At 32.8% G+C, this 22029-nt stretch carries 25 protein-coding genes; 20 read left to right on the top strand and 5 right to left on the bottom strand.

The genetic code is table 11. The features are described from left to right. Positions 1-5: 5 nt before the first annotated feature. The 18 genes from mvaD to BJS11_RS02385 all read left to right on the top strand — a co-directional run bounded on the left by mvaD (position 6) and on the right by BJS11_RS02385 (position 17439). On the top strand, positions 6-989 hold the full coding sequence (mvaD, locus tag BJS11_RS02470; protein WP_142351549.1) for a diphosphomevalonate decarboxylase: 984 nt from the start codon (positions 6-8) through the stop codon (positions 987-989). Between the two features lie 12 nt (positions 990-1001). Further along, positions 1002-2078 (top strand): phosphomevalonate kinase, encoded by a 1077-nt coding sequence (locus tag BJS11_RS02465; RefSeq protein ID WP_069994261.1) that lies wholly within the window; start codon positions 1002-1004, stop codon positions 2076-2078. 249 nt (positions 2079-2327) lie between these two features. Further along, complete coding sequence (locus BJS11_RS02460) at positions 2328-2669, top strand: YuzB family protein (RefSeq protein WP_069994262.1); 342 nt, start codon at positions 2328-2330, stop codon at positions 2667-2669. A gap of 346 nt (positions 2670-3015) precedes the next feature. Then, positions 3016-3951, top strand: coding sequence for an aldo/keto reductase (locus tag BJS11_RS02455; protein ID WP_069994263.1), 936 nt, complete (start codon positions 3016-3018; stop codon positions 3949-3951). Positions 3952-4208: 257 nt separating this feature from the next. Further along, complete coding sequence (locus BJS11_RS02450; RefSeq protein ID WP_069994264.1) at positions 4209-4751, top strand: flavodoxin family protein; 543 nt, start codon at positions 4209-4211, stop codon at positions 4749-4751. A 133-nt stretch (positions 4752-4884) separates the two neighbouring features. After that, a complete protein-coding gene (locus BJS11_RS02445) occupies positions 4885-5385 on the top strand; it encodes a GNAT family N-acetyltransferase (protein WP_069994265.1) in 501 nt (166 codons plus the stop codon). 130 nt (positions 5386-5515) lie between these two features. After that, positions 5516-6817 carry an HD domain-containing protein gene (locus BJS11_RS02440; RefSeq protein WP_069994266.1) on the top strand — a complete coding sequence of 434 codons (1302 nt, stop codon included), beginning with the start codon at positions 5516-5518 and terminating at the stop codon, positions 6815-6817. 67 nt (positions 6818-6884) lie between these two features. After that, positions 6885-7394, top strand: coding sequence for a YwhD family protein (locus tag BJS11_RS02435; RefSeq protein WP_069994267.1), 510 nt, complete (start codon positions 6885-6887; stop codon positions 7392-7394). Positions 7395-7750: 356 nt separating this feature from the next. Then, a complete protein-coding gene (locus tag BJS11_RS02430; RefSeq protein ID WP_069994268.1) occupies positions 7751-8164 on the top strand; it encodes a YwiB family protein in 414 nt (137 codons plus the stop codon). Then, positions 8165-9832 (top strand): arginine--tRNA ligase, encoded by a 1668-nt coding sequence (gene argS, locus BJS11_RS02425; RefSeq protein ID WP_069994269.1) that lies wholly within the window; start codon positions 8165-8167, stop codon positions 9830-9832. 130 nt (positions 9833-9962) lie between these two features. Next, the gene (locus BJS11_RS02420; RefSeq protein WP_069994270.1) at positions 9963-10604 is read left to right on the top strand and encodes an endonuclease III domain-containing protein; all 642 of its coding nucleotides are present in this window, start codon (positions 9963-9965) and stop codon (positions 10602-10604) included. Positions 10605-10753: 149 nt separating this feature from the next. After that, entirely contained in the window at positions 10754-11635 is an 882-nt protein-coding gene (locus tag BJS11_RS02415; RefSeq protein WP_069994271.1) for an ABC transporter substrate-binding protein, read from the top strand. Positions 11636-12141: 506 nt separating this feature from the next. Next, the gene (locus BJS11_RS02410; protein WP_069994272.1) at positions 12142-13092 is read left to right on the top strand and encodes a FecCD family ABC transporter permease; all 951 of its coding nucleotides are present in this window, start codon (positions 12142-12144) and stop codon (positions 13090-13092) included. Positions 13093-13198: 106 nt separating this feature from the next. Beyond that, positions 13199-13897 (top strand): HAD family hydrolase, encoded by a 699-nt coding sequence (locus tag BJS11_RS02405; RefSeq protein WP_069994273.1) that lies wholly within the window; start codon positions 13199-13201, stop codon positions 13895-13897. Between the two features lie 3 nt (positions 13898-13900). After that, positions 13901-14701 carry an alpha/beta fold hydrolase gene (locus BJS11_RS02400; protein WP_069994274.1) on the top strand — a complete coding sequence of 267 codons (801 nt, stop codon included), beginning with the start codon at positions 13901-13903 and terminating at the stop codon, positions 14699-14701. Between the two features lie 145 nt (positions 14702-14846). Continuing rightward, positions 14847-15353, top strand: a complete 507-nt coding sequence (locus BJS11_RS02395; protein ID WP_069994275.1) for an SA0570 family protein — start codon at positions 14847-14849, stop codon at positions 15351-15353. Positions 15354-15704: 351 nt separating this feature from the next. After that, positions 15705-16415, top strand: a complete 711-nt coding sequence (locus BJS11_RS02390) for a hypothetical protein (protein ID WP_069994276.1) — start codon at positions 15705-15707, stop codon at positions 16413-16415. 205 nt (positions 16416-16620) lie between these two features. After that, on the top strand, positions 16621-17439 hold the full coding sequence (locus tag BJS11_RS02385) for an alpha/beta fold hydrolase (RefSeq protein WP_069994277.1): 819 nt from the start codon (positions 16621-16623) through the stop codon (positions 17437-17439). A 91-nt stretch (positions 17440-17530) separates the two neighbouring features. On the opposite strand, the gene sarA is transcribed toward BJS11_RS02385, so the two are convergent. The 3 genes from sarA to BJS11_RS02370 form a co-directional block, all read right to left on the bottom strand. Continuing rightward, entirely contained in the window at positions 17531-17905 is a 375-nt protein-coding gene (sarA, locus tag BJS11_RS02380; protein WP_069994278.1) for a global transcriptional regulator SarA, read from the bottom strand. 360 nt (positions 17906-18265) lie between these two features. After that, the gene (locus BJS11_RS02375; RefSeq protein WP_069994279.1) at positions 18266-19201 is read right to left on the bottom strand and encodes an efflux RND transporter periplasmic adaptor subunit; all 936 of its coding nucleotides are present in this window, start codon (positions 19199-19201) and stop codon (positions 18266-18268) included. A 116-nt stretch (positions 19202-19317) separates the two neighbouring features. Further along, positions 19318-20250: a DMT family transporter gene (locus BJS11_RS02370; RefSeq protein ID WP_069994280.1), complete on the bottom strand. Its 933-nt coding sequence runs from the start codon at positions 20248-20250 to the stop codon at positions 19318-19320. 224 nt (positions 20251-20474) lie between these two features. Between BJS11_RS02370 and BJS11_RS02365 the strand changes: the two genes are divergently transcribed. Further along, positions 20475-20708: a hypothetical protein gene (locus BJS11_RS02365; protein WP_069994281.1), complete on the top strand. Its 234-nt coding sequence runs from the start codon at positions 20475-20477 to the stop codon at positions 20706-20708. Positions 20709-20877: 169 nt separating this feature from the next. On the opposite strand, the gene BJS11_RS02360 is transcribed toward BJS11_RS02365, so the two are convergent. After that, entirely contained in the window at positions 20878-21096 is a 219-nt protein-coding gene (locus BJS11_RS02360; protein WP_069994282.1) for a DUF2922 domain-containing protein, read from the bottom strand. 14 nt (positions 21097-21110) lie between these two features. Further along, complete coding sequence (gene sroA, locus BJS11_RS02355) at positions 21111-21317, bottom strand: sigS mRNA-stabilizing protein SroA (protein WP_069994283.1); 207 nt, start codon at positions 21315-21317, stop codon at positions 21111-21113. A 146-nt stretch (positions 21318-21463) separates the two neighbouring features. Between sroA and BJS11_RS02350 the strand changes: the two genes are divergently transcribed. Next, positions 21464-22015 carry a tyrosine-type recombinase/integrase gene (locus BJS11_RS02350; protein ID WP_069994284.1) on the top strand — a complete coding sequence of 184 codons (552 nt, stop codon included), beginning with the start codon at positions 21464-21466 and terminating at the stop codon, positions 22013-22015. Positions 22016-22029: the final 14 nt, after the last annotated feature.

The following is a 22029-nucleotide window of genomic DNA, read 5'->3' as shown; positions in this document are numbered from 1 at the left end:
TGAAGTTGGTGAATAGTGGTAAAGCACGTGCACATACAAATATTGCACTGATTAAATATTGGGGGAAAGCAGACGAGACGTATATTATTCCTATGAACAATAGTCTGTCTGTAACGTTAGAGCGTTTTTATACTGAAACGAAAGTAACATTTGATCCTGAGTATACTGAAGATGTCTTGGTATTGAATGGCGAAACGATTGAAGGTAAAGAATCAGTAAAAATTAGTCGTTATATGGATATAGTTAGAGCGCAAGCAGATACGACGATGTATGCGCGAATTGAAAGTGAAAATTATGTCCCAACTGCTGCAGGTTTAGCGTCTTCAGCGAGTGCTTATGCGGCATTAGCAGCTGCGTGTGACAAAGCTTTAAACCTAGGATTGTCTGGTAAAGCATTATCCAGATTAGCGCGTAGAGGTTCTGGATCAGCATCTAGAAGTATCTACGGTGGCTTTGTAGAATGGGAAAAAGGGCATGATGATGTATCATCATACAGTTTTCCAATTGAAGCAGATCGTTGGGAAGATGATCTTGCCATGATTTTTGTGGTGATTAATAATAAATCGAAAAAAGTTTCTAGCCGTGCGGGCATGTCTCTAACACGAGACACTTCACGCTTTTACAAATATTGGTTAGACCACGTAGATGAAGATATCACTGCTGTTAAACATGCAATTAAACAAAAGGACTTTAAACAAATGGGTGAAGTCATTGAGGCGAATGGATTACGCATGCACGCTACGAACTTAGGTGCTCAACCACCATTTACATATATGGTAGACGATAGTTATCTTGCTATGAATGTTGTGCATCAATGTAGAGAAGCTGGCTATCCTTGCTACTTTACTATGGATGCTGGACCGAATGTGAAAATTTTAGTAGAAAAGAAAAATCAGCAAGCTGTGTTAGATGCATTACATCAATCATTTAGTGAAGACCAAATTATTGCGAGTGACATTACACGTACAGGCGTTGAAATTATTGAATAAGGAAGAGATAACATGATTCAAGTTAAAGCACCAGGTAAACTTTATATTGCAGGTGAATATGCGGTAACTGAACCTGGCTATAAATCTGTATTAATTGCAGTTGACCGTTTTGTAACAGCTGCAATAGAAGACGCGACTGCATCTCAAGGTACAATACATTCTAAGACGTTACACCATGATCCTGTAACGTTCCAAAGACATGAAGATAAAATTGTGGTGTCAGATGTACATGCAGCAAAGCAATTAAAATATGTTATTACTGCAATTGAAGTGTTTGAACAGTACGCACGTAGTAATCACATTCCTTTAAAACATTTCAACTTAACGATTGATAGTAACTTAGATGACGCTAATGGCCATAAATATGGATTGGGCTCAAGTGCAGCTGTACTTGTTTCTGTAGTAAAAGTGTTAAATGAGTTTTATGAAACGCATTTATCAAATCTTTATATTTACAAATTAGCAGTCATCGCCAACATGAAATTACAAAGTTTAAGTTCTTGTGGTGATATTGCCGTAAGTATATATACGGGATGGTTGGCATATAGTACATTTGATCATGAGTGGGTTGCTCAACAAATTGAAGATACTTCTGTCAATGATGTGTTAAATAAAAACTGGCCTGGTTTACATATTGAACCATTACAGCCACCTGAAAATATGGAAGTATTAATTGGGTGGACAGGTTCACCTGCATCTTCTCATCATCTTGTTAGTGAAGTGAAACGTTTGAAGGCGGATCCTACTTTTTATGGCAAGTTTCTAGAACGTTCTCACCTATGTGTTGAAAAACTTATCCATGCTTTTAAGACGAACCATATTAAAGGTGTCCAACAAATGATTAGAACGAATCGTGAAATTATTCAATCCATGGATAAAGAAGCTACGATTGATATTGAAACTGCTCATTTAAAAGTTTTATGCTCAATAGCTGAAAAACATGGTGGTGCTGCCAAAACATCAGGTGCTGGTGGTGGCGATTGTGGTATTACAATTATTAATAGTGATGTAAATAAACAATTGATTTATAAAGAATGGTTAGAAAATGAAGTGAAGCCATTAGAATTTAATATATATCACGGTCAATAGTAATATTATTCATTTAACAGTATTCTCATCAAACGGTGGGGTACTGTTTTTTATAATATTAATCATGTCACAATAAAGAATACATGTACAAAAAGTGTACTGTGTGTATCATAATTAGAGGTTGAAATTTTATCAAAAGAGCGTAAAATAATTAGAGTTAAAGCTACAGAATTAAGTACGCATAAAAAACGAATCAGTTTTTAAAAAATGACGAATGAGGTGTGAGCTCAGAGAAAGGAGAGGTTGTAGATGCAAAATAAATTTCTGATTTGTGATGATTGCCAAGGTGTGAACTGTAAATCCCTTGAGAAAAAATTAACGAAATTAGATCCAGATGCTGAAATCGAAATAGGTTGCCAATCATATTGCGGTCCTGGCCGTCGTAAGACATTTGCATTTGTGAACAATCGTCCCCTTGCTGCACTCACTGAAGATGAACTGATGGATAAAGTTGTTAAGCAACTGCAAAAACCGAGAGACCCTGAAGAAGAGGAACGTCTAAGGTTACGAAATGAAGAACGTAAACGTCGAAAAGAAGAGCAAGACAAGAAATTAAAAGAGAAACTTGCAAAACGTAAAAGTGCACAATAATAAGATATAAAAATAACACGGTTAAGTTGTGATTTAGTCTGAGATATTAGATGAAATCACAACTTTTTTAGTTGGGATAAAAACTGACGAACACAGTAATGTACAATTGAGCAAAAAATTTAAGATACTAGTGATGACATGATAAGTTTTAGATAGATTAAGTAATTTTCTAATAGAAAATATGTTTTTAGTAGATGTTAAAATGAATAAAAAAGGGTAAATAGTATATATTAAAACTTGCTGTTATTTGCAATGGCAATCATAGAAGGCAATATGTTCTAAATTGAGAACATGGCGACAGGTAATGATGTCAATTTTGAATATTTATAAAAGGAGCGAGATATAAATGACTGAAAAAGTACAAATTGGAAAATCAGAAGTTAAAGTAACACCAATTGCATTAGGTGCAAATGCTGTCGGCGGACATAATTTCTATAATGATTTAGATGAAGAACAGGGGAAAGAGACTGTACGTACAGCGATTAGAAATGGTATTACGCTTATAGACACGGCTTATATCTATGGGCCGGAGCGTTCTGAAGAATTAATAGGTGACGCAGTCAAAGAATTTGCTAGAGAAGATTTTGCAATTGCTACTAAAGGCGCGCATTATGTCGATGAAAATGGCAATGAAAGATATTCAAACGATCCAGAATTTTTAAGAAATCAAGTGGAACAAAGTTTACAACGTCTGCAATTAGATTATATAGATGTATATTACATTCATTTTCCTGATGAAAATACACCTAAAGATGAAGCGGTAGCAGCATTACAGTCTTTAAAAGAAGAAGGTAAAATAAAAGCAATTGGTGTATCTAACTTCAGCTTAGAACAACTGAAAGAAGCCAATAAAGATGGTTATGTCGATGTTGTTCAGATGGAATATAACTTACTTAATCGTGAAAATGAAGCGATTTTTGACTATACGACAGCCAATAATATTACTTTTGTGCCATATTTCCCACTAGTATCAGGTTTGCTTGCAGGTAAATATAACGAGAATACAGAATTTGATGATATTCGTGCGAAAAATCCTGAGTTTCAAGGGGATCGTTTTAAGGAAAATCTTGATAAAATAGAGCAATTACGTGGCATTGCTGAAAATCATCGAGTAGATGTTGCACATATAGTATTGGCATATTATTTAACTAAACCATCGCTTGATATTGTGATACCGGGTGCGAAACGTCCGAATCAAGTGGTCGATAATTTGACGACATTAGATGTTAAATTAACAGATGATGAAATAGAAAAAATTGATAAATTATTTCCTAAGAAATAAGTACTGATACTGAATATCACAATCTATTCGCTTTTGATTAATTTTTATAATGCTTTTTTTAAAAATATACATGGATTGTATGGTAAATTACTTCTATTTCTGAGTAAATATTTTAAATGATTATAGTATTTTAGATAAACTATTTAGTAATTCTGTATTTTAGTGTAGAATTATCAAATATATTTAGTTAATTTATGAAAATGTATATTTATGAATTTGTTGAGATACATTCACAATGGTAGTAGAAGGAGAATATTATGATCACAGTTTTATTTGGAGGTAGTCGTCCAGAAGGAAATACTGCACATTTAACTAAGATGGCCATAGATGGACACGACTACGAATGGGTAGATTTAACAAAATATCAATTAAATCCAGTTAGAGACGTTAGACATGATGGGAAGCATATAACGTCTTATGAAGATGACTATAAATTACTTATAGACAAAGTATTAGCTAGCGACACGGTAATTATTGCATCGCCAGTCTATTGGTATAGTGTATCGGCGTCTGTAAAAGCATTTATCGATCATTGGTCTGAAACAATGATGGATCCAAATTACAGCGATTTTAAAGCGAAAATGGCGGAAAAAGATTTCAGATTGATTATTGTGGGTGGAGATTGTCCGAAGGTTAAGGCTAAACCATGTATTACACAAATCAAATATAGTCTGGAATTTTTAGGTGCTACACTAGGCGGATATATCATTGGGACGGCTGAGAGACCAGGAGATATTCAAAAAGATGTCTATGCATTGAATCGTGCTAAAGAATGGCAACAAACGTTAGACCAATCATAAATATTATTAGAGTGTTTGGGTGATTATTTAAATTGCCCAAACCTTTTTTGTATAGATAGTTAAAGTATTTTGAATATTAAAGATATGATATAATGTAGCTATTATTACCTATCTTAAATAGGGGGAGAGCAACATGCATAAAATTAGAAAAGCAACACCAGAAGATGTTGTAGGCATCAGAGATGTAGCAACAAAAGCTTGGTATAATACTTACTTAAATATATATGCGGCTAAAACGGTTAATGAGTTACTAGCTGCTTCATATAATGAACAACATTTGCTTAAACGATTGGAAGATCAATTATTTTTAGTTGTTGAAGAAGATGAAGAAATTATTGGTTTCGCAACGTTTATCTATGGGACAGAATTATTTTTATCAGCGCATTATGTAAGACCATCATGGCAGCATCATGGCTATGGCTCTAAGTTGTTAGAAGAAGGGCTCAATTACTTTAAAGATCAGTATAATGAAGTCTTTTTAGAAGTTGATAATAAAAATGATGAAGCAGTGGCTTTTTATGAACAAAAAGGATTTGAAAAAATACGTTCGTATACTCATGTGATGTATGGAGAGGCCATGGATTTAGCATTGTTGCGTAAAACTAACCTAAGTAGTGGTGTAAGACCTAAATAATAAATTAGGTGAAGTTTCAACGTAGCTCATTCGATTTCGTGACAATACACTTTTAAAATTTATAACCAAAACGATGAAAGAGACGTTGAAAAAAATAATATGTTCTAGTCTCGTGAATAGGAGGACTACATTGACATTTACAGCTTATGCAACGCAAAAGTTACCAGAGGAAAAAGTTTTTAAAGATCCGATTCATAGATATATTCATGTCAGAGATCAAGTCATTTGGGATTTAATCAAGACCAAAGAATTTCAACGCTTAAGAAGAATCAAACAATTAGGGACGCTGTATTTGTCATTCCATACTGCAGAGCATAGCAGATTTGGACATTCGCTTGGCGTTTATGAAATCGTGCGCAGACTTATTGATGATTCATTTAATGGTCGTGAAGCTTGGAATAACGACGATAGACCGTTAGCCTTATGCGCGGCTTTATTACATGATTTAGGGCATGGCCCATTTTCCCATAGTTTCGAGAAAATATTTAATACAGATCACGAAGCATTTACACAAGCAATTATCACCGGGCCAACAGAAGTCAATGCTGTGCTCAGTCGTGTATCTGAAGATTTTCCACAACAAGTCGCAGATGTTATCAATAAAACGCATGACAATAAGTTAGTCATTTCAATGATTTCTTCACAGATAGATGCAGATAGAATGGATTACTTGCAACGTGATGCCTATTTCACAGGTGTTTCGTACGGTGAGTTTGATATGGAACGTATCCTTAGATTAATGCGCCCTTCAAAAGATGAAGTGCTGATTAAAGAAAGTGGTATGCATGCCGTTGAAAATTTCATCATGAGTCGTTATCAAATGTATTGGCAGATCTATTTCCATCCTGTAAGCAGAGGTGGGGAAGTATTATTAAATAATTGTTTGAAACGTGCGAAGCAATTGTACAATGAAGGCTATACCTTTAAGATGTACCCAACCGATTTTGTGCCATTTTTTGAAGAAGCGATGACGATAGAGCAATACGTTGACCTAGATGAATCCGTGGTGCTTTACTATTTGAAAGCATGGATCAATGAAGACGACGAGATATTAAGCGATTTATCTCGCCGCTTTATAAATAGAGATTTATTCAAATATATGCCATTTGATGGATCCATAATTACAATTACTGAATTAACCGATTTATTTATACAAGGAGATATTGACCCTAACTATTATTTCGTCAGTGAATCATTCTCAGATTTACCATACGACTATGATCGACCTGGTTCGGATCGTCAACCGATTCACCTATTAAAACGCAATGGCAAAATTCGTGAAATAAGTAGTCAATCGTTGGTCATTCACAGTATCACGGGGATTAATAGGGAAGACTATAAGTTGTATTATCCAAAAGAGCGCATTGCTGCAATAGAAGACGAGCAGGTAAAAAATGCAATAAATAGTATTTTAGATGAATTGAATTCATAATCGTATAGATAGTACAATAATGAACAGATAATCAAAGTATGCATAGATAGGCATAGGAGGTGCAATCGTGGCTGAAAATAAAGGTTTTAAATTTAATATCATTAAAAATGATCCACTTGATGGACATAAAGGAACTAATATTGGTTCGATTAGTTTAGACAATGTAGCACCTGTCTTTATAGATGTACAAAATAAGGAAGCATTTATTGATATTGGTGGTATGCACGCCCGTTCGAGCGTGGAAAAAGGTGTTAAGTGGATTAACGACAAAGAAACGGTCGAAGGCGAAGAAGCCAAGGAGTATTGGTTGTGTTGGGTCACAACTGAAAGAGGCGAGCATGGCCCGTATTATGCCGGTGTAACAGGTTGTTATTTATTAGTGAATAAAAGTATTCGTAGAGGATATAAGAGTATGCCAGAACATGTCAATATGATGGATAAGTCTATGAAACATCAAATAGAGATAAATCATATAGGTGATGAAAACAAGGCAATCTTGAAAGATTTTCTACAAACACATGATTTAGACATGTGGAACAATTCGGAAAAAGCGTTACATGAAGCGCTTGAAAACTAATCATGGTATATCAGAGCCTGGGACATAAATAGATGTCTCAGGCTCTTATCAAATTAGACAGTGGATGACTGAATTGAAAATATAAAGTCTCACTGCTTTAATTTATTAAGTTAGTGAGACTTATGCATGAGCTTCAGCTCAGGTGAACTTTCCAACCTTATTCATCCTTGCCGGGGTGGGACTACGAAATCTTTATTAGAGAAATGGATTTCTGTTCCACTCCATATTTTTTATAACATTATCCTTCGTAAAAATGAATGATTCGCATCAGGAAAAACGATTTCGTATCTGTAATGCACCTTGCAAATGTGCTATAATGGTCTGTATTATTTTAAAAGATTAGGGTGAAACGTACATTGGAAAACAATGTTGATATCCAAACGAAACAAGTTGTGAAGCAGTTTGATAATAAAGAGAAATTCACAGTAAAAACACAAGGATCTTGGCAAAAACGTAATGCTGAATTTATACGTTATCAAGAAGAAATTGATAATATCGTCGTTAATGTAACTGTTAAAATAGAATCATCAGGCGTAAAAATTATTCGCAAAGGTGAAATTAATATGAACCTGCATTTTGTCGAAGGTGCAGACACAATGACGCTTTACGAAATTAATGGTGGACGTATTCCATTAACTGTACGTACGCATTCAATTTTACATTTTGTGATGGATAATGGTGGCAAATTAAAAGTTCACTATGATTTAATTCAAGATGACGAGAAAATGGGCACATATCAATATGAAATCACTTATAAGGAGCAATCATAGATGAATATAATTGATCAAGTTAAACAAACATTGATTGAAGAAATTAATAGCAGTGTTATTAAAGCGCAACTTGCCGACGCGAGTGAAATTCCAGAAATTAAAGTAGAAATACCAAAAGATCATGCCAATGGAGATTATTCAACAAACATTGCCATGGTATTAACAAAAATTACGAAACGTAACCCACGTGAAATTGCACAAGCTATCGTAGATCACTTAGATACTTCAGCAGCTAATGTCGAAAAAGTAAAAATTGCTGGACCAGGTTTTATCAATTTCTATTTAGATAATAGTTACTTAACTGAAATCATCACTGAAGCGATCAATAAAGGGGATCAATTTGGCAGCACGGAACATTCCAATGGCGAAAATATATTATTAGAATATGTATCTGCAAACCCTACAGGTGATTTACATATTGGTCATGCTCGTAATGCAGCTGTAGGTGATACACTTGCGAATATTTTAACAGCTGCAGGTTACAATGTTACAAGAGAATACTATGTTAATGATGCTGGTAATCAGATTACGAATTTGGCACGTTCTATTGAAGCGCGTTTCTTTGAAGCACTTGGCGATGATTCGTTTGAAATGCCTGAAGGTGGCTATCATGGTAAAGACATTATTAATATCGGTAAAGATTTAGCAGAAAAACAACCTGAACTTAAAGACTTATCAGAAGATGAGCGCATCAAGACATTTAGACAATTAGGTGTCGATTATGAAATGGAAAAATTAAGAAAAGACTTAGCGGACTTTAATACACATTTCGATAATTGGTTTAGTGAAACATCACTATATGAAAAAAATGAAATCACTGAAGTGTTAGATAAAATGTCTGAACTTGGATACACATATGATCAAGACGGTGCAACGTGGTTACGCACAACGGACTTTAAAGATGATAAAGACAGAGTATTAATTAAAAATGATGGCAATTATACGTACTTCTTACCAGATATTGCTTATCACTTTGATAAAATTCAACGTGGTAATGACACGCTTATCAACTTATTTGGTGCTGATCATCACGGTTATATTAATCGTCTTAAAGCATCTCTCGAAACGTTTGGTGTAGACAGTGAGCGTCTTGAAATTCAAATAATGCAAATGGTGCGTTTAATGCAAGATGGACAAGAAGTGAAGATGAGTAAACGTACAGGGAATGCGATCACATTACGAGAAATCATGGATGAAGTTGGTGTCGATGCGGCACGTTATTTCTTAACAATGCGTAGTCCAGACACACATTTTGATTTTGATATGGAACTTGCAAAACAAGAATCTCAAGATAATCCCGTATACTATGCACAATATGCACATGCGCGTATTTGTTCAATTTTAAAACAAGCGGCTGAAAAAGGTATTACTCCGTCAACAGATGCGGACTATTCCTTGATTACCAACGATAAAGCGATTGATTTATTGAAAAAAATTGCTGAATTTGAAACAACAATTCAAAGTGCGGCAAAACACAGAGCACCACACAGAATCACTAATTATATTCAAGATTTGGCATCACATTTCCATAAATTCTACAATGCTGAAAAAGTATTAACAGATGATGTTGCGAAAACAACGGCTTTAATTGCATTAATTGATGCGGTAAGAATCACATTGCACAATGCGTTAGATTTAGTCGGTGTAAATGCGCCGGAATCCATGTAATCAATAAAGAAGACATGATAATGAAAGCTAGCACCAGTTTTGTTCTGGATGAAGATGAAAGTAAAGTTCATTCAAAGACAAAAGGTGCTAGTTTTTTTATTTGAAAAATGAAGTATAGAGGGTGACTATAATGAAGTTAGATACAGAAACTTTATATCAAATATTGAAACGTCATATGGGACCTCAAAAGTGGTGGCCAGCAAAATCAAAAATCGAAATTATTTTAGGAGCAATATTAGTTCAAAATACAAATTGGCGTAATGCAGCATATGCAATTGGAGCATTAGAACAAGAAACACAGTTAGAACCACATCATATTTTAAATTTAAAATTAGAAGATTTACAATTGCTTATTAAATCGAGTGGATTCTATAAAAATAAATCTCAAACGATAGTATCATTATTGAATTGGCTGTCTCAACATGATTTTAATTATGAGAAAATTGCAGAAATATATGGTTCAGATTTAAGAAAAACATTACTCAGTATCAAAGGGATAGGTAGTGAAACGGCGGATGTTCTGATCGTTTATATATTTGGAGGTATCGAATTTATACCAGATAGTTATACGCGAAGAATTTATCGTTTATTAGGATACGAACATACAGAGCAATATGATAAGCTCAAACGCCAAATCAAATTACCTAAATCTTTTACAAATCAAGATGCCAATGAGTTACATGCACTCCTTGATAACTTTGGTAAAAATTATTTCAACGGTAAGATGGAAAATCGATATACATTTTTAGATACTTATTTTGAAAATGATTAGAAAAATAGTGGAGTTAGCATTTCATTATTATCAATGAATTATAAAGTATTATTATGTATTAGTTTATATTTATTCAATAATAAACCATATCCAAAAATACGGCCGAATTTGATATGATAAAAGTAAATTATATAATAGGAGATTAAATCATGAAGAAATGTTTTAAAGTTGCTTATTTGTTTATAATTTTAGCTGTACTGTTAGCTGCATGTAGTACTAATTCTGATCAATCAAATAAAAACAAGCAATCAGAACAGTCGTATGACAGGATTATATCGCTCATACCTAGTAATACTGAAATTTTATATGAATTAGGTCTAGGAGATAAAGTTGTAGGTGTATCTACAGTAGATGATTATCCTAAAGAAGTTAAAGATAAAAAACAATTCGATGCGATGAAATTAAATAAAGAAGATTTATTGAAAGCGAAGCCGGATTTAATACTTGCACACGAATCACAAAAATCTACTAATGGAAAACTATTAAATGGATTGAAAGATAGTGGCATAAAGGTTGTTTATGTGAAAGATGCGCAATCTATAAATGAAATGTATGATACTTTTGAGCAAATTGGTGAGATTACTGGCAAAGAAAAAGAAGCAAAATCGCTTGTAAAAGAAACAAAAGCTAATATCAAAAAAGTGAAAGATTCTGTACCAAAAGATGCAAAATCACAAAAAGTGTTTATGGAAGTGTCATCGGAACCAGAAATTTATACGGCTGGTAAAGGTACGTTTTTTGATGATATGCTAACTCAATTGAAGGTGAAGAATAGCTTTTCTAATTTAGACGGATGGAAAAAAGTGAGTAAAGAAGCTATTATTAAGAAAAATCCAGATATTATGATTTCGACAATGAGTATTTCTAATAAAGAATATCAATCTATGGTTGATAAACGTGGTGGATTCTCAGACATTAAGGCAGTGAAAAACAATCGCATTGAAACAGTCAATGGTGATCAAATTTCGCGTCCGGGCCCACGGATTGATGATGGACTTAAAGCTTTAAGAGACGCAATTTATAAAAAATAACTTTAGTGCTAAACCTCTGGAATCGCTATAGATACATGATGCATTTTTAACAGTCATGTTAGAGGGATGCAAATCTAATTTTTCTAAATAAATTTTGTAGTCTCATACTTGCAAGGATGGCTAGAGAAAAACGATATTTAAAAGTATTTTGATTCAGTCAGCACTAACGACACAAATATAGAGGGGGAGTGGGACAGAAATCCATTTCTCTAATAAAGATTTCGTAGTCCCACCCCGGCAAGGATGACTAGAGTTGAAATGTTTACCTGAGCTGAAGCTCATGCATAAGTCTCACTAACTTAATAAATTAAAGCAGTGAGACTTTATATTTTCAATTCAGTCATCTACTGCCTAATTTGATAAGAGCCTGAGACATCTATTTATGTCCCAAGCTCTTATCTTTATTATATAAGGGAAATACTGATTTATACAAAAGGGTATAGTGTAAAACAAGTGCAAATGGTATTGTAAGAAGTGAAAGATTTCATTGAAAGCGTGGCAAAGACATGTGGTATTCTAGAGCAATTATCCTTTGGATTTTATTACTTATAGTCAGTGTATTGCTGAGTTTATCTTGGGGCATTGGTGCAATGAATGATACACTATCTCAAACTATTTTATTCCAAGTGAGAATGCCACGTATGTTACAGGCATTGCTTGCAGGCATAGGTTTAACAATAGCCGGACAAATGTTTCAAACATTACTGAACAATCCATTGGCAGATAGTTTCACGCTTGGGCTTGCTAGTGGTGCAACATTGGGTTCTGGTTTAGCAGTTGTAATGGGCGTGTCGTTTATTTGGTTACCTGTGTTTTCAATGGTATTTAGTATTACAACTTTAATACTTGTGATTACGTTAACTTCTGTGATGTCCAAAGGCTATCCTGTTAAGACATTGATTTTAGCTGGTATTATGATTGGAGCATTATTCAATGCATTTTTATATGTTTTAATAATATTTAATCAAAGTAAAATGAATAATATTGTCAATTATATGTTTGGTGGATTCTCGACTGCAGAGTATAATGAAGTGACTTATATAGGAATCGTATTAATATTTTGTCTAATTATATTATTCAGTATGATTTCTAAAATTAAGCTTTTACAATTAGGAGATTTACGTGCACAATCATTAGGTCTGAATGTGCGAGCAGTGACCTATATTGTGCTATTCATTGCAACTATTGTGACTGCAGTCATTGTTGCATACGTGGGTGTAATTGGCTTTATAGGTATGGTCATTCCACAATTAATACGCAGAATCAAAAGAAATTATCGTCTTGGACAACAGATGGTACTGAATATCATAATTGGTGGTACAATAATGGTACTTTCAGATTGGATAGGGAGCATTGTCCTAGATCCTTTTCAAATTCCAGCAAGTATCATTCTCGCTTTATTAGGTATACCAGTATTGTTCTATTTAATGGCGACACAACAACGTGTACAAGAATGATTATATTATATAAGGACAGGTGCAATAATTTAATATTAAAACGGGTAAGCGCGTTACAATTAAGCGTAACATAATTAGAAATATGATGATTAAAGAGGTAATGATAATGGATGTATCACAAGTTAAAGCGGTTGTTTTTGATTTAGAGGGCACACTTTTAGATAGAAAAAAGTCTAGAGAAAAATTTATTGAAGAACAATATGAAAGATTTCATGACTATTTAGTACGCATTCAACTTGCAGATTTTAAAAGGAAGTTTATTGAGTTAGATGATGATGAAGATCATGATAAACCAGAACTTTACAAAGCGATTATTAAAGATTTTCATATTGACCGTTTGACTTGGAAAGATTTGTTTAATGATTTTGAAATGCATTTCTATCGCTATGTGTTTCCATACTATGACACCCTTTATACATTAGAAAAATTAACTAAGCATGGTTATTTAACAGGTGTAATTGCGAATGGGCGCTCTAAAATAAAACAATATCGACTACATGCATTAGGTGTAGAAGATGCAATTAATTATCTTACAACATCAGAAACAGTAGGTTATCGTAAGCCACATCCGAAGATATTTGAAGATATGTTGGATCAGTTAGGTACGAAACCAGAAGAAACGATATATGTTGGAGATGATCCGCTTAATGACGTTGCACCAGCAAGGGCAATGGGCATGATTAGCGTGTGGTTTAAAGAAAATGAAGAAGTAGATATTGAACCTTTGCCAGAAGAAGTAGATTTTACCATAACATCAACTGAAGAATTGTTGGATATATTAGCAATTGCAGAGAAAGGGAGATAGTGAATGAATTTATTTACAACAAAAGACGACATTGCGCTAAATTATAGAACAAGCGGTGAAGGCAATGCAATTGTAATGTTGCATACAGCTTTTGACAATTTAACTGTATTTGATACGATTGAAAATCAATTTAGCGGAGACAACCAAGTTGTACTTGTCGATTTAAGAGGTCATGGTTATTCGGATAAACCTCATAAAATAGACTTTAAAACATATGCGGCGGATATTAAAGCATTGTTGGATCATCTATATATCACGAGAGCATCGTTTATTGGGCATGAATTAGGGGGCTCGATTGCTGCATCCTTTGCCTCATTGTATCCTGATATGTCAGATTCAATAACATTAATTAACCCGACTTTATTGAATGATATGACACCTGAAGAGCGTTTATACCGTAGATACGCACCCCAAATTAGAAATTGGGATAAAGACGCGCAACAAAAATTCCTGGATGAGCAATTGTACTATTCCAAACGTAAAGCGAAGAAATTTTTAAAACAAGTCGAAGATACAAATAGTATTGCAACGAAAGCGGAATTACAAGCCGTGAAGGATTCGTTTATAGATAATGATATTATGGATTATTTAAGTGATATTCAATTGCCTACGTTAATTATTGCAGGTCAACATGGTGAACGGACAACTATTGTAGAAGCTAAGGAAGTTGGAGACTACATTGGTGAAGTGAAATTTGAAGTATTTACGTCATCTGGTTTGTATCCTTTTGTGGAAGAGAAAGATAAATTCATAAAATTAGTATTAGATTTTATAAAAGAAAACGAAGTTGAAGCAACGTATTAGGTAACAAATAACTGTAATTATAAGGATTTTGATAAAGTGTATCAATTGTCCTGTAATCTTTTTGTAACATTACTGTTATTTTAGTAATATTTGTAGTATACTGTGTGTAAGCACAATAAGACATACAAATAAGGAGAGAGTGCTTATGAAAAAGTTAATTACAGCAGTACTCGTTTCAGGTCTAGCACTTACAGTTGCTAGTACAGGCAGTGTAGATGCAGCTTCGGGTAACTCAATCCAAAACGTTAAAGCATTACAACATGGAGATACGACATTAGAAGGTGCTAAGTTAGGTGCATCGGTTCAAAGTGTTTTGAAAAACAACCAAAAACCTGTATATTCACATCGCCCTGATGGCAAGGAACATTATTATGAGTTCAAGAAAAATAATGGCGTACTTGTTGTGACAGCGAATGGTAAGAAAGATGAAGGTAAAATTACACGCGTGTCAATGAGCTATAATGCACCAGATGGTCCAACTTATAAAGACGTTAAACATCAAGTAAGTAAAAATGCAGTAACTCGTGAACATTATAATAAAGTTACTGGTAATTTTGGCTATGTGCAAGATAACAAATTATCTTATCAATTTAGCTCGTCATCACCAAGTGATAAAAACATTAAATTATATCGCATAGATTTGGCTGAATAATCGTCAGTCTAATATAAAATTAAGCAAATAAGGTTGGGACGTGAATGCGCATCTCAACCTTATTTTGATTGTCAAATTCTGTAGAAATTATGCGATTTGTTGTGTAAACACATGTGATCAAAATTCATTTTGGAAAAGTGAATTAACTGTATCGCCGTCGTGTTATTGTTATAATAGAATGATAAATGGAACCTAGATTAGATTGCATTGAAAATCGATCATCATTTTAGCTATAATGTTACAAACGAGTTATGGTGAGTATTATATATTACGAGTGCCTACACCTAAGTACAGGAGAGTCAGAATCTCATACGTAAGTAGTCGTTTTTTAAAATTTAAAAGGAGATTAATATGAGAGTTAACGATAAAGTATTAGTGGAAAATATCAATGATTATTTCACTCATAAAGGCCTTTCTCCAAACTTAATAGAGGATATTAAGGGAAAACTGAAAAAGGATTTTCAAAAATCAGAAGCAAAAGATGAAGATTATATTGAATATAGAAAAAAATCACCTGCAGAAATTATTCTAACAATTCAGCGCAATTTATTTACACTGCAATTAAATCCGATTATATTTTTTATAATTAATTTCATCTTAATTTCTTATCTATATGATAAACAATATGTATCATACCAAGCAGCTACTGGGACATCAATTTTTTATTGCTTAATCATTTTGCCGATTTCAATATTTATTTATTTGAGGATAGATTGGAAAAATTATTTATATAGCAATAAATTTGAAATGATAATTGGCTTAATTGTAGCAGTGGCTTCTTTCATTCTTGTTATTTCACATGGCATAAATATGGATATCGGTATTGTAGCGGTAACAATTTATGCGCATCAAGTCGTATTTTTTATTGGTGTATTATTTAGTGTGTCTGGTCTTTATTTTGGCAGGTTAGAATTTACTGGTATTGGGCTATTATTTTGTCAAAAAACAATAGATGCTATGATTAGTAATCCTAATATTGCGCAAATAGGATCCATCGTTATTTGGATACTTTTATTAATTGTGATTATTTATTACACTATTCGGATTTCATCTAGAAATTAAGTGTTTTTGATGAAAAATTCAACATAAGTAAGTTAAACACGTTTCAATATGAAGTGCTAAAAGCTACGGCACAACATATAGGACACGTGTTTTTTTTATGACGAAAATCATTCATTTTCCATTTATTAATAACTTAAATATAAAACATAGCGTGAATTTCTATATATTAGGGTATATAACTTCTGTAAAGGGAGGTGACCCATAAATGGAAAAAATTGCAACAAACTTTAACACCGAGATTACATACATCCGAGAGGGTCAAGGTATTCCTGTAATACTTATACATGGCTTAGACGGTAATATGGCTTCAATGTTTAGTTTAAAAGATGCACTCAAACACTCATTTGATGTCATTATTTACGATGTGAGAGGTCATGGTAAATCAACGAAAACAAATGCGTTTCAATTAGATGATCATGTCGATGATTTATATACATTGATGTCCAAATTAGAAATTCCAGCAGCACATATCATTGGTCATGATATGGGTGGTGTTATAGCAAAGCATTTTTCAGACGAATATGAATCGATGGTATTATCATTAACGCTCATTGCTTGCGATTTAGTAGAAAGTGTCCACGGTTTGAATAGATTAATGGTCGAACATCAAGATGAAATAGAAGGCTTCGATAAACATGAAGCGCTTATTTTACTTATGCCATATATGTATAAAGATTCAGAAAATGCGAAAAAGTGGCTGCAACATCAGTTCATTTACAGCAGACAATCTTCAGAAGATAGTGCCATTGCAGCACGTGCCTTAATGGGTTTTCCAGTATTTGAAAAAAATATAGAGATTAAGCATACGAGTATCCCGACTTTAATTATTAATGGTGAACACGATCCTTTAGTTACACAAGAGACTGTTGAAGAATATCGTAATGCATTTACTTCTGTGCATGTGCAATCATTTAGTCAATCGGGTCATGCACCACATATCGAAGAACCACAACATTTCTTAGAAGTGTTGACATCGTATATAAAATCTATAACAACAATGCAGAATATTAAATTGACAGAGTGACCTAAAATTATTTACGTATCTATTGATTTCTGAATATAGATACATAAAAAGGACCTTTCCAATTAGGGAAGGTCCTTTTATTATAATAAGCTTAGACTTCTTTTTCGTCGTTAGCTTCTTTAATACGGTTGTTTACACGTGAAAGCAACTCGTTGATTTTTTTACGTTGTTTTGAGTTAACTAAGATTAATACAGTTCTTTCGTCATGTTCGTTACGTTTCTTATCAAAGTAGTCTTCTTGTGATAAGTTTTTAACTGCTTTAACAACTTGTGGTTGTTTGTAGTTTAAATGATTAATAATATCTTTTAAATAATATTCTTCACTTTCATGTTCACTAATATACGTTAATACAGCAAACTCCTCAAAACTTACTGAAAATTCCTTTTTGATGATTCCTTTTAATTTATCAGCATAAGTAACCATTGCTAATAATTCAAAACAATCATTGATTTTGGTGATAGCCATCCTTATTCCTCCCTATTGTAATGCCCAATCAAGTATACATATTAAAAATGTTTTTGTATAAATATTTGTCTTAATTCAAAGTTAAATACAAAGAATTCATCATAATTTGCAGTCCCATTATATTTGGGTAAAATATATTAAAACTGCTATTATTTAGTTTATTATAACTAAATAAATTTAGAAAGTAAACAAAAATCTGTTTAAGCGTTGCATGAATGATTTAAGATATTAATTCAATTCTTTAAATACCAATGATTGATTTGAAATTAATATTTCTCTATTTCAATTTTTCGTAATTTGATAAAATTTCTAACTAAGATTAATGAATTTAAAAGTGCTTGCTATTAATAATTGTTATAGTTATTGTTTGGAAAGTACTGTACTCGCATCCTTAGCTATTTTATCACCTTGTCTTAATCCTTCTAGAATTAACACATGTTTGTTATTACCCATTTTTTGTGCTTTAATAACCCGTTTTATAAATTTTTTATTTCTTTTTAAAAAAACAAATTGATTATCATAAATAGCAGTGCTAGGAATTTCAATTGTGCGACTGGGAATATTTATTTGAAAATGTTTCCCAAAATGAAATTCAGGTTTACTCGTAATCGTCATCGTATAATGAGATTTCTGCTTTGAATGATCTATTGCTACAGGTAAGGGGGCAATGGATATAATTTCACCAGTGAAACTATGTACTGGGTCAATTTTTATGCGTAATTTATCTTTCAATTCCAATGAGTTTACTATAGTTTCTGGGACTTCAGTTTTGATTATAGCATTTGGTTGATAAATTTGCAGAATGAGTTCATTTTTTTCAGAAGGATTTGTTTGATTTATCGTCACAATACCATCTAAAGGAGCATAAATTGTCGTGCGTAATTGAGATTGTAGTGTTTCGATTTCATATTGTGTGCGCTGGATTTCTAAATTGAGTGATGTGTATTTATTAGGGGGTATTTGTTTTAAGTGAGCAAGGTATTTCTGTTTTGCTGTAATTTGATGTTCAATACTTGGATTATAGTATTCAAAAAGGGGTGTTTGTTTTTTGACTTTAGCGCTATTCTTAACAAACCAATGATTAATGTAACCTTTAGAATTTACGTAGCGTATACGAGAAGTCTGTGTCGGCGTCTGTATGCCTGAGATTACAGTTGGGGAATTATATTTCACATCTATGGTTTCTATAGGAGTTGCTTTAAAATTTGGCTTCAGAAAGTGAATGTATGGCCAGCCAATGTAAATGATGCTACTTATGATACATACTAAAATAAATATTAAAATAGATTTTCGCAATAAAGTCACCTCATGTTGTTTGATGCTTTTATTATACAAGCACTGTTGAAGGACTTTCTATAAAAAAATCAAGTCAATTACCGTTTGTTAAAAGTAATTGACTTGATAGTTCATTTTTAAAATAATCTTAATAATATTATACCTATCATCATAGCAACAATGCCTATAATTTTTCGAGGTGTTATCTTATTGACATACGTTCCTAGTAATCCAAAGTGATCTATAATACTACCCATGAGCATTTGACCGAGCATAACGATAATTGTAGTTAATGCAGCACCTAAGTGGGGCATTAAAATAATATTTGTTGTGACGAAAATAACACCCAGTATACCACCGATAAAATAGATAGGCTTAAGTTTACCTTGTTGTGCGTGTGTAGTTGTAAGTTTTAGACTTCTATTAAAAATAAGCGTCAACATGAAAAGAACGACTGTACCTACAAAAAAGGATACTAAAGATGCTGCAATAGGTGATTGTAGAGATTGTCCTAAAGCACTGTTGATTGCAGTTTGAATAGGTGGACAAAATCCAAATATAAAGCCTATGAATAACCAAATATAAATAGTAGAAGTATTGCGTTTGTTCGCCATTGGATTACGACGTACATAGTTCATCAATAGAATACCAAAAATTAAAAACAATATTCCCAATACTTTAAAAATAGTAAAAGGTTCTTGATCTGCACCAAACCAACCAAAAGTATCAATAGTTACACCCATAATGATTTGTCCAGCTACTGTCATAACGACAGTCAATGAAGCACCTAGACGGGGTAAAAGTAATAAATTGCCGGTAAGGAAAATAACACCTAACATACCACCAACAAACCAAAGATAACTCAATGATTGATGGCTTATATAGTATGTACTAAAGATATGTGGGTTAAAAATAAAAATAATAAGAACTAAAAATATAGTTCCTGTTGCAAATGAAATCGTTGAGGCATAGAATGATGACTTGGTATAAAGACTAAGTCTGGAATTAATAGAAGTTTGAAATGGAACAACCATGCCAGCAACAATACCTATTATGTATAAAAGAATCATTAAATCACGCTTTCTATGGAGATAGCTATATTATATATGAAAGAGAAAGATAATCATAATTTTAAATTTATTATAAAAAAGAATGCATTTGGTCGAAAATAATGTACACAACACAGGAATTATAATAAAATATCTATGTTGATGATTTTTGAAATTTAAAAGTAATTAAATAAATGAAGTTTTTAAATAATAAAAGCAAAAATAGAAGTGAGTGACTATAGATATTGAAACAACTTTCCATAATTCGTCTCATAGATGAGGAAACTTTTTTCTTAGGTGCTGGTAGCAATGACAATATTAAAAAGAATCAGTTTTTAGAAGTGTTGAACTCAAGACGTTCATATAAAAATCTAGCGCAAATTGTTGAGGTCTATGATCAATACGCAATGTGCAAAAAACTTGGGAAAAAGAAAATATTTTTTGGAGATACGGTTAGATTAAGACCATTAAGAGATTAAGACAAGACATAAATTGAAAAGATTTTTCTATGAAAATACTAATTAATTCATCTGATTTCTGAATTATTTTCCATAGCATACAAAAAAAGGCATGAAACGCTTAGTTTCATGCCTTTTCTGGTAGGAACATAATTTTACAGAGGTTAAGTATTTGTCCTACTTGAGACTATTAATTTTCAAAAATCAATTTAGTCGTTTTATCGATGATTTGTGCTGAATGTGCTGTAGTTGGTATGCCGGATTTTGGTCTTAAGATGTCTAATTCAATCAATTTTGTCATACCTTCTTTAACTGCAGATTCGTTTAGAAAGTGTTCGATTTTGGGTATTTGAATCTTGATGGCTTTATTTACAGCATCATTAAATATAAGTTCTAATGTTTGGCTCATAATTGTTATCCTCCTTAATTAATTGTTTCTGTTTTGATAACTTCTAATTTATCAAAATGTTCTCCTGTGATTTGCTCGATAATTGATTTAAAGCTCTTTAGTTGTTCTGTCGTTGCCTCGGTGCTTAAGTTTGTAAAGTGACGTTTGACTTGTGTTGCTTTTCCATCTTTATCGAACAATGTGCGCGACAATGTGACTGCTAGCTGGCTAATTGTATTCATGTTTGTCACCTCCTTTCACTATATATATCGAATAGGAGATGCAAATTGGTCAAAATAATTTGAAAAATTTGAGCTAACCTCTTCCATGTGACATAAATATCATATATCATTATATAAGAAACATTTGGACGATGAGAGGTGAATTTATGAATCAAGTAGATCCAATTAGAGATATACATGAGATACAAGCTATGTATAAAGTACTACGAAGTAAATCAGAACGAGATTACTTATTATTTAAGTTTGCAATACATACAGGCGTGAAACTTTCAGAGTTATTAAACTTGTGTGTGAGTGATGTTCAAGGACACGATCAAGATATTAAACACTTTTGGCTTGAAGCACATGCGCCAAATATTCATATTAGATTACCTGAAACTTTGAGAAATGAATTGACACAATTTATTGAAAACGAACAATTAGAAACAGACCAATTGTTGTTTCAATCAAATAGAACACTAAAAGGTTTATCTAGGCAGCAGGCTTATCGTATTATACATGCGGCTGCAGAAGATATTGGTATGTTACATATTGGTTTAACAACTTTAAGAAAAACATTTGCCTATCACGCGTATCAATCTGGAATATCGATTTCTATCATACAAAAATATTTAGGGCATCAAACGACCTATGAAACGATGAAGTTTATCGGTATTTCTACTAAAAAGTGCAAGACGACCATTGCATTAAATTTATAAATCTTAATTAAAGG

The sequence above is a fragment of the Staphylococcus caeli genome, from assembly GCF_900097965.1.
In the GTDB taxonomy this organism is placed as follows: Bacteria; Bacillota; Bacilli; order Staphylococcales; family Staphylococcaceae; genus Staphylococcus; species Staphylococcus caeli.
Note: the sequence above shows the minus strand (reverse complement) of the source record. Positions and strands in the feature narration are given on the sequence as shown.